Below are 9,702 nucleotides of genomic sequence, written 5' to 3' on the forward strand. Positions count from 1 at the left end.
CTTGTTTATACGCCGATAAACCTCAATGAATTATTCATTGTGTATGATGGCAATTTCAACACTTCGAAATTAGTAGCTGTAATACTCATTCAATATTTCTTCAAACTCTTCCATGGTTACAACATCATATCCCGCAGGGATACCAATTACGAATTCAGGCGTTTCGTTAATTTTTGAATAATGATTTGTGCCTGTCAGCGCAAGGTTAATAACCTCTTCTGTTTCTGGATCGTTAATAACGATATCCACAATGGCTTCTTGGTACACAGGAATATGATCTTTGTTAATCGCGGTATTGACATTGAATGTGTTGATCGTCAAATAATTCTTCAGCTCTTCCAAATCTGCTGCCATTTGGCTTTGATCTGTTGCTGTAAGAGATTCCTTCGCTTCTGCAATATCCTCATCTGTCAGCTGTAGCATCTCTTTATATTCATCCTTGGCGATAATATCTAGTACTTTAGGCAGAGCATTGTTTACCAAGATTGTAATGGCTTCCTTCACATTATCATTTGTAATCGCAAATTGTACGATCTGTTTAGCCTCTACATCCTCAGGAAGTGTAACTGCATCCGCCTCCAGGTTCTTGAAATACGTATCCTGGTCGTATTCTGCAAGGACTGCCTCGCTAATTTCATTCGTCAGCGCTTGCGATTTAGCAACATCCATTGATCCTGGAGTCCACGCTACGCCTTCTTCCTCAGCAAGCTTTTTCATATCCAGCTCAATGTATTTATCGATCAGTGCTTCTGGCATTGGAAGCATAGGAATGTTCGGTACCTTAACGAACACCTTCTCCGTAGTCATAACCATTGGGATGTTATAAGTCATCTCCATATCGCCCTTGATTGCAATGCCTAGCGTAAACTCCGCCTGCATCGGATCATTTTGAAACACTCCGTCAACCGTAAGCTCTGCATCCTTCAGCATGGACATAAACATTGCCATGTCTTCGGAATTTTCTGCAGAGCTAAAGCTTAGGTTATCAATTTTCACTTTGCTCGTCATTGCGTAAGAGGTCATTTCTGCCGCTTTTGTCGCCGCAGTTTGTACCGCCTCTTTCGGTTCTTGCTTGCTTCCACAGCCTGCTAGAATTAACACTATAGACAGCATTAGTGCAAACAAGCCTTTCGTGAATCCTTTTTTCATTTTTTGTTTTTCCCCTTTCCAAAGCAAAGCAACCATCTTCATAAATCACACCATAACATAATAAACCATTATCTCATAAGTATAAACACTTTTGGTCATTTTTGGTGCTATAGATTTATAAAAATCAAATTTAATTAATTTCGTCTTTTTTCGACACTTTTTTATAAGCGTTTTCATATTGGAAATTGAAACGATTTTTCTTGCCATGACGCGGATTTTCATTAGTATGCAAAATAAAAAAGCCTCTGCTATAGGAGCATGGCCTTTTCACAAAAATGCATTTACCCATCACACACAAGTCGTTATCAACTAACCTTCCGGATTGTTATGGTCCACATGATTGCGGTTCTTTACCTTCTTGGAGCCTGACAACGGCGCGGGACCCGATGCATGATCACGCTTTTCTTTGACTCCTTGCGAAGCCTGTGCTTCAGGGACAGGAACTGCTCTTGGCTTACCCATTCATGAATTCCTCCTAAGGATTGGTTAATTGCTGTACCGCTTGGGCACATTCATGGATATGACGAGTGTAATCTTCCGTCATCTGCTGTATTGCATCGGTGCGTTCATCAATATGAAGCCCGTCTTTTTCTACATCAATGAGATCTACCTTCACTTCACGGTTGTCCACATAAGCACAGCGAAAATCAAAAGAGTACAATTGACGTCCTGCTGCATCAATATGAATACGAATGGCTTGTTGATCTGCCTCGTCGGCATGCACCTGAGCTTGATCTCCCTGATTCAGTATAACAGGCAGTCTTTCTTGCCAGGCATGAACAAGCTGATTTTGATCGATATCAAAACTTTGGCTCATTTATATTAGCACCTCCACACCTTATAAAATGCGAAATACAGCCGCTTTTTATGCATTGCCCAGTGTCATAAAACCATGTAAACAAAAAAGCCATCTCTATAATAGAGAATGGCTTGATTATGCTATGTATGGCGGAGAGGATGGGATTCGAACCCATGTGGAGTTGCCCCCTAACGGTTTTCAAGACCGCCCCGTTATGACCGCTTCGGTACCTCTCCAGGATAAAATAATGCTTATTTGGCGTTAACACTTAATATAACGCGTAACAAAAATTATTTTATCACAGCTTGTACATCATTGCAAGTTATTTTTTAATTTTTCATCAGCTTCTGCTGAATCCTGATCTTACTTCATGAACTGTCTGCTCGTTGCGGGTGCTCATCCATATGAGCACATCTAAATAGAGCGCTACTTCTTAGAAGTGATCTTTTCTACTCCGCCCATATAAGGAACGAGTACTTTTGGAATGATGACACTACCATCTTCCTGCTGATAATTCTCCAGTATTGCGGCTACCGTTCTGCCTACCGCTAATCCAGATCCATTCAGCGTGTGCAAAAATTCAGGTTTGGCCTTGGCTTCTCTACGGAAACGAATATTCGCCCGTCTAGCCTGGAAATCTTCACAATTCGAGCAAGAAGATATCTCTCTGTACATCCCGCTCTCAGGAAGCCATACTTCAAGGTCATACGTCTTCGCTGACGTAAAGCCCATATCTGCCGTACACAGCGCCATAACCCGGTAAGGAAGCTCCAGAAGCTGCAGAACACGTTCTGCGTTGCGAGTCATCTCTTCGAGCTCTTCATAAGAGTTCTCAGGCAGCGAGAATTTCAGCATCTCTACTTTGTTGAATTGGTGCTGTCTAATCAAACCTCTTGTATCCCGCCCTGCCGATCCGGCTTCAGAACGGAAGCAGGAGCTATAAGCCACAAATTTCTGAGGCAGTTCTTCTGCAGGGATGATCTCCTCACGGTGATAGTTCGTTACCGGTACTTCTGCAGTTGGAATCAAGTAGTACTCGGTATCCTTGATCTTGAACAGATCCTCTTCGAATTTAGGCAGCTGTCCTGTACCATACAGGCTGTCCTGATTAACAATCATCGGCGGCAGAATCTCTTCATAACCATGATCATTACTATGGAGATCCATCATAAAGTTAATCAATGCTCGCTCAAGACGTGCACCTAGACCTTTATAAAAAGTAAATCTAGAGCCTGTAACTTTAGCAGCAGCTTCAAAATCAAGTATTCCGAGCTCCCCAGCTACATCCCAGTGCGCTTTTGGAGCGAAGCTGAACTCTCTTGCTTCAGACCAGCGGCGAACCTCTACATTGTCATCCTCAGAAGCTCCCACTGGAACACTCTCATGAGGCAGGTTAGGGATCGCCATCGTCAATTCATTGATATCGGATTCAAGCGTACGGATCTCTTCATCCATTTGCTTAATACGATCCGAAACTTCACGCATTTCCAGAATCAGCTCTTCTGCATCCTCTTTGTTCTTCTTGCGCTTGGCCACTTCACCAGATACCGTATTCCGGCGATTCTTTAGTAGTTCTACCTCTTGCAGCAATTCGCGGCGACGCATATCCAACTTGGGGAAATCCGCAATAAGCTCCACTGATTTGCCTCGGTTCTGGAGTGCCTGTTCTACTTGACCGAAGTCATTTCGCAATATTTTAACATCTAACACGAATAATCCCTCCTACAAAAACAACCTTGCCTGAAAAAGAGGAAAAGCTTCTCCCGCAAAGCTTAAGTAAGCCTATGGGAGAAGATTCCGTGCCTTACCAGGGCAAGATCGTTATAAGTACATTAATCTCAAAGTTTACAGGCTGCTCTCCACCATCTGCACAAAGTACTGATGTAATCGATAGTCATCAGTGAGCTCCGGATGGAAGGAACATGCGAGCAAATGCCCTTGACGGGCTGTCACAATTTCGTCTTGGTAGGTAGATAGAACCGTAACCTCGTCTCCTATCGATTGAATGAGCGGGGCACGAATAAACACCGCACGCACCGTCTCTTCGATACCAACCATCTGCAAATCGGTCTCAAAGCTTTCACGCTGACGGCCAAAAGCATTTCTCGAAACCGTCATGTTCATTAGTCCGAGATGCGCTTCTTCACCGCCGGCAATACGATCAGCCAGCACAATCAAACCAGCACAAGTGCCAAATATGGGCTTGCCAGCAGCTGAAAATTGCCGAATTGCATCAATGAAGTTATACTTTCTCATCAACTTACCGATGGTTGTACTCTCTCCACCTGGAATAATCAAACCGTCTATTTCGTTTAATTGCTCCACTTTCTTAACAGAGATGCCAACACCACCAGCAAGCTCTATGCTTCGAATATGTTCAGCTACTGCACCCTGTAGAGCCAATACACCAATCTTCAACTCGGTTCCCTTCTCTCTTACCAACCGCGATCGGACATGCGTTCTGCTGCAGTCAATTTGGAAATTTCAATCCCTTTCATAGGGGCTCCTAAGTTCTTGGAAACTTCGGCAATCAATTTATAATCGGTATAATGAGTAGTTGCTTCGACGATTGCACGAGCGAATTTCTCAGGGTTGTCCGATTTGAAGATACCGGATCCTACGAACACGCCATCCGCCCCCAAGTGCATCATCAGTGCTGCATCTGCTGGAGTCGCTACACCGCCAGCTGCAAAGTTGACGACAGGAAGCTTGCCATTCTCATGCACTTCACGCAGAAGCTCATAAGTCACGCCCAGATTCTTCGCTTCCGCATACAGCTCATCCTTCGACATGTTCTGTACTTTGCGAATTTGGCTGTTGATGAAACGCATATGACGAACGGCTTCAACAATGTTACCTGTTCCCGGCTCGCCTTTTGTACGAATCATGGACGCCCCTTCACCGATACGTCTTAGAGCCTCACCCAGATCCTTTGCTCCACAAACAAATGGTACAGTAAACTCATGCTTATCAATATGGAACACTTCATCCGCAGGCGTAAGCACTTCACTCTCATCAAGATAATCCACACCCAGGGACTCCAGTACTTTCGCTTCAACGTAATGACCGATACGCGCCTTAGCCATAACCGGAATAGAGACAACCTTCATAACCTCTTCAACGATTGTTGGATCAGCCATGCGGGCCACACCACCGGCCGCACGAATATCAGAAGGTACCCGCTCAAGAGCCATAACCGCAGTTGCACCTGATGCTTCCGCAATTTTTGCCTGCTCTGCGTTCATGACGTCCATGATGACGCCGCCTTTTTGCATTTCTGCCATGCCTCTTTTAACACGAGATGTTCCTGTTTCCATATCCTTTACGCCCCCCATAATATACAACAATTCTTCCACTCAGGTCCCTATAAATAAGGTTTGTATCCTTAGAAAAACATATTATATTTATCGACCATAAAATAGAATTCTAACTTGATATTTTACCGTATACATCCTTATTATACAACAATTTTACTGGATTTGACGTACTATCCGATGATCACCTGGGCATTAAGCAGGAGCCTAGAATAGATTAAGTTCTGAAGACCTGCCTAGTTGTCATTATTTCCGGTGTATACGATTTTAATTGGCTTTAGAGCTCGTCACTCAGAACAAATTTTTGATACTGTCGAACATATCCCCGAAGAAATCTCCAATCGCGCGGAACATCAGGCTGAACCAGCCGGCTTTGTCTACAGGCTCTGAGGTTACGAGGTTCACCGTCTGTACCTGTTCACTTGCCATTCCCTCGATTTTGTAAGTGTACGTAATGGTACCTGCTTTGGCTCCGGCTTCTACAGGCGCAGTGAGTCCTTCTCCTTCAAAGCTTGTCTCAAAAGTTGGTGTCGGATTCTCTGTCCCTTTAGGCACAAGAAAGTTGACAGCCTGTTCAGTTACAACGGGCGCTTCTGTCTCCTTACCTTTTACAACTGGAGCTGTCTCTACACCTGGAACGGCACTTTTGGCAGCTACTACCTGCTTGACTTCAAAATTCTCAAAGCCGTAATCGAGTACCTTCTTCGTTTCTGTAAATCGACTGGCATTTGTTTCGGCACCCATAACGACACTAATCAGTCGCATACCATCTCGTTCAGCCGTACCTGCAAAACAATTGCCTGCGCTTTTCGTATGACCTGTCTTTAGTCCATCCAAGCCTTCGTAAGCGAATTGTTTGAAATTGGTGACACCCTTGTTCGCTTCAAGCATCCAGTTCCAGTTGACCATTGGATCCGCATCCGTCTCACGGAATTTGTAGGAGGGAATCGCTGTATAATTTGCAAAATCCGGGTGATCTGTAATGATATACTTCGCCAATATTGCTGCGTCCATGGCAGACATTAAAGTTTCCCGATCTTCCTCAGGCCGGAATTCCTCAGGCATATCCGCACGGTCAAGACCTGTCGAATTGATGAAATGTGTTTTGGTTAATCCCATCCGCTTAGCTTCTTCATTCATCATCTTAACAAACTCTTGCTCCGAACCAGCGACATATTCTGCAAGTGCCACAGTTGCATCATTGGCAGATCCTACAGCCATCGCTATGTAAAGCTCTTCTACCGAATGAGTATCACCTTCAGCGAGATAAATCCGAGAGCCAACACTGCTGGCTGCATTTTTTTGCACCGTTACTTCGGTATCCCAGGAAAGCTCGCCTTTTTTGACCTTATCAGCAACAATATACTCCGTCATCATCTTGGTCATACTTGCCGGCGCATAAGCCTCGTCCGCATTAATGGACAAGAGTACCTCACCCGTGGTTGGTTCAATCAATACGGCAGATCTTACGTTTAAATTGAGGGTGTCTGGAGATGGAACTTTAGCTGTTGTCGCCGCAGTATCTGTATTTGTCGTCGTTGCTGAAGCAACAGGAATGGAAGCCCCAAACACAGCTGCAGGAAGAACTGCCATAGAGAGCATGTTCACGACCATAACCGTAGCGATCCGTTTCTTAATTTTCGCCTTCTTTCCTTTAGTGGAATGCTCTGATGAATGTTTGTATTTCTTCAATGGAATAAATCCTCCTCTAAATTTCTCAATCAATGTTGTGTAATAACCTAATGATAAAATCGTGTTTACTGCGTATGCATGAATTCATTCGTGCCGAGATATTAAGAATCTATAATCTATGCCGTATCACCCCGAATTAAAGGATTACAGCAGCGTATTGTAGGCAGATTCAAAATACTGTTGAAACCATTTCAAATAAGTGTCTCACAGTTATTCATTAGCGGAATAAGCACTGTTTCATTTTAACACACGATATTGTGCAAAAAAAGACAGGTCAGGTTAATTTCAACCTGCCTGTCTGTAATCATGAGATTCTATATGATTAAGGAATCATCAGAATAGAGAAAATCATATTCTACAAAGCGTAGTTTGGCGCTTCCTTCGTAATTTGCACGTCATGCGGATGACTCTCACGCAAGCCTGCATTCGTAATACGAATAAATTGAGTGTCGTTACGCAGCTGATCGATGGTTTGCGTTCCGCAATAACCCATACCTGCACGAAGTCCGCCCATAAGCTGATGAACGGTGTCGCTTAGTGGACCTTTGTAAGCAACTCGACCCTCAATTCCTTCGGGCACAAGCTTCTTGCTCTGATCATTATCTTGGAAGTAACGATCTGCACTGCCTTTTTTCATTGCACTGATCGAGCCCATACCACGGTATCCTTTGAAGCGGCGGCCTTGGTAGATTTCGAACTCACCAGGGCTTTCTTCAGTACCCGCGAACAAGCTTCCCAGCATAACGGCATGTGCGCCAGCAGCAAGGGCCTTCGTAATTTCTCCGGAGTATTTAATTCCTCCGTCAGCAATGATAGGAACGTTGTATTCCCGTGCAACAGAAGCACAATCGTAAATTGCAGTAACTTGAGGTACACCAATACCCGCTACGACACGAGTCGTACAGATCGAACCAGGACCGATGCCGACCTTAACTACGGATGCGCCCGCTTCAATGAGCTCACGAGTCGCTTCACCTGTTGCAACGTTACCTGCAATTATCGTCAGTTCCGGATATAGACTGCGCAGTTTGCGAACTGCATCGATGATATTTTTACTGTGTCCATGTGCTGAGTCAATGGAGATCAAGTCTACTCCGGCTTTAACCAGCGCTTCTGTACGCTCATACAGATCTTGTGAGATACCAACCGCTGCACCAACCACAAGACGTCCTTGTGCATCTTTAGCCGCGTGAGGGAATTGAATTGCTTTTTCAATATCTTTAATCGTAATAAGACCTTTGAGTGTGTTTGTTTCGTCAACCAAAGGAAGCTTCTCAATCTTATGCTTTTGAAGGATCTCTTCAGCTTGCTCCAAAGTTGTACCCACCGGTGCAGTAACCAAGTTCTCGCTTGTCATCACTTCGGAAATTTTGATGTTGTAATCATGGATGAAACGCAAATCACGGTTAGTAAGGATACCAACAAGCTTTTGTTGATCATCGACGATAGGTACACCAGAAATACGGAATTTGGCCATAACTCCTTCGGCATCGGAAACCAAATGATCTCTAGTCAAAGAAAAAGGATTCGTGATGACACCACTTTCGGAACGCTTAACTCGATCCACTTCCTCTGCTTGCTGCTCAGCTGTCATATTTTTATGAATAATACCAATACCGCCTTCTCTTGCGATGGCAATAGCCAAAGGGGCCTCTGTAACTGTATCCATTGCAGCACTAATCAGTGGAATGTTAAGCTTGATATTCTCGCTCAGACGAACTGATACATCTACTTGTTTAGGCAAAACCTCAGATTTACGAGGTACTAACAATACATCATCAAACGTTAAACCTTCTTTACCGAACTTATCTTCCCACACCAGGATGTTCCTCCTTTATTTATATAGCCTTAAAGATCCGAAAATCAGCCCCATTTGAGAACTTTCGACCGTTTTCTGAAAATATATTATTGCCATCTTAGCAAAGGCCCATTTGGACTGTCAAGGAAAAGTAACCTGCTATGAAAGAGTGTATTGCACTAGAAAAACAAGTGTATCTGACATGCGGACATATCCTATTTTAATCCAGTAATGGCACGATATTTTTGGAGAATCTGTTTTGCTGGACTCACATCATCTATGACATAGAATGCTTCTTTTTCAAGTAATTTATCGCTGTAAAAATAAAAAAACCACCGTCGTCATCGACAGTGGTTCTTTGCTTGGCAACGTCCTACTCTCCCAGGACCCTTCGGTCCAAGTACCATCGGCGCTGGAGGGCTTAACGGTCGTGTTCGGGATGGGTACGTGTGGAACCCCTCCGCTATCGCCACCAAACAGGATTTTTCGAAGCCTTCGCTTCTTGAAAAATCATCTGAAAAATCCATTCTTCACGTTAGAATCGGTACATCACATAAGTGTGTATGATTCTATAAGTGTGAACTTTTCAATCCAAGGATTTACTCCCTGAAAACTAGATACGAAACAATTTTGGATTTAATATCTTTGGATAAGCCCTCGACCGATTAGTACTGGTCAGCTCCATGCATTGCTGCACTTCCACCCCCAGCCTATCTACCTCGTCGTCTTCAAGGGGTCTTACTAATTGGGAAATCTCATCTTGAGGGGGGCTTCACGCTTAGATGCTTTCAGCGCTTATCCCGTCCGTACATAGCTACCCAGCGGTGCTCCTGGCGGAACAACTGGTACACCAGCGGTACGTCCATCCCGGTCCTCTCGTACTAAGGACAGCTCCTCTCAAATTTCCTGCGCCCACGACAGATAGGGACCGAACTGTCTCACGACGTTCT

General features: G+C 44.2%; 8 protein-coding genes, 1 tRNA gene and 2 rRNA genes. All 11 read right to left on the minus strand.

Annotation, left to right across the window (positions count from 1 at the left end):
* Window positions 1-69: 69 nt before the first annotated feature.
* Window positions 70-1,149: a hypothetical protein gene (locus tag BM415_RS23815; RefSeq protein WP_091161839.1), complete on the minus strand. Its 1,080-nt coding sequence runs from the start codon at window positions 1,147-1,149 to the stop codon at window positions 70-72.
* A 309-nt stretch (window positions 1,150-1,458) separates the two neighbouring features.
* The gene (locus BM415_RS23820) at window positions 1,459-1,611 is read right to left on the minus strand and encodes a small acid-soluble spore protein P (protein WP_091161841.1); all 153 of its coding nucleotides are present in this window, start codon (window positions 1,609-1,611) and stop codon (window positions 1,459-1,461) included.
* A gap of 13 nt (window positions 1,612-1,624) precedes the next feature.
* A complete protein-coding gene (locus BM415_RS23825) occupies window positions 1,625-1,966 on the minus strand; it encodes a hypothetical protein (protein WP_091161843.1) in 342 nt (113 codons plus the stop codon).
* A gap of 129 nt (window positions 1,967-2,095) precedes the next feature.
* A tRNA-Ser gene (locus BM415_RS23830) sits at window positions 2,096-2,184 on the minus strand.
* 190 nt (window positions 2,185-2,374) lie between these two features.
* Window positions 2,375-3,658: a serine--tRNA ligase gene (serS, locus tag BM415_RS23835; RefSeq protein WP_091161844.1), complete on the minus strand. Its 1,284-nt coding sequence runs from the start codon at window positions 3,656-3,658 to the stop codon at window positions 2,375-2,377.
* Between the two features lie 135 nt (window positions 3,659-3,793).
* Window positions 3,794-4,366, minus strand: a complete 573-nt coding sequence (pdxT, locus tag BM415_RS23840) for a pyridoxal 5'-phosphate synthase glutaminase subunit PdxT (protein ID WP_091161846.1) — start codon at window positions 4,364-4,366, stop codon at window positions 3,794-3,796.
* Window positions 4,367-4,383: 17 nt separating this feature from the next.
* Window positions 4,384-5,265 (minus strand): pyridoxal 5'-phosphate synthase lyase subunit PdxS, encoded by an 882-nt coding sequence (gene pdxS, locus BM415_RS23845; protein WP_047914362.1) that lies wholly within the window; start codon window positions 5,263-5,265, stop codon window positions 4,384-4,386.
* A 288-nt stretch (window positions 5,266-5,553) separates the two neighbouring features.
* The gene (locus tag BM415_RS23850) at window positions 5,554-6,954 is read right to left on the minus strand and encodes a D-alanyl-D-alanine carboxypeptidase family protein (RefSeq protein ID WP_244533716.1); all 1,401 of its coding nucleotides are present in this window, start codon (window positions 6,952-6,954) and stop codon (window positions 5,554-5,556) included.
* Window positions 6,955-7,309: 355 nt separating this feature from the next.
* A complete protein-coding gene (guaB, locus tag BM415_RS23855; RefSeq protein WP_091161847.1) occupies window positions 7,310-8,773 on the minus strand; it encodes an IMP dehydrogenase in 1,464 nt (487 codons plus the stop codon).
* A gap of 339 nt (window positions 8,774-9,112) precedes the next feature.
* A 5S ribosomal RNA gene (gene rrf / locus BM415_RS23860) occupies window positions 9,113-9,229 on the minus strand.
* A gap of 168 nt (window positions 9,230-9,397) precedes the next feature.
* A 23S ribosomal RNA gene (locus tag BM415_RS23865) occupies window positions 9,398-9,702 on the minus strand; the annotation flags it as partial.

Source organism: Paenibacillus sp. 453mf (assembly GCF_900116105.1).
Classification (GTDB): Bacteria; Bacillota; Bacilli; order Paenibacillales; family Paenibacillaceae; genus Paenibacillus; species Paenibacillus provencensis.

Coding starts and splice junctions, on each gene's coding strand:
- BM415_RS23815 (WP_091161839.1), bottom strand. CDS start 1,149: ATGAAAAAAGGATTCACGAAAGGCTTGTTTGCACTAATGCTGTCTATA.
- BM415_RS23820 (WP_091161841.1), bottom strand. CDS start 1,611: ATGGGTAAGCCAAGAGCAGTTCCTGTCCCTGAAGCACAGGCTTCGCAA.
- BM415_RS23825 (WP_091161843.1), bottom strand. CDS start 1,966: ATGAGCCAAAGTTTTGATATCGATCAAAATCAGCTTGTTCATGCCTGG.
- pdxS (WP_047914362.1), bottom strand. CDS start 5,265: ATGGAAACAGGAACATCTCGTGTTAAAAGAGGCATGGCAGAAATGCAA.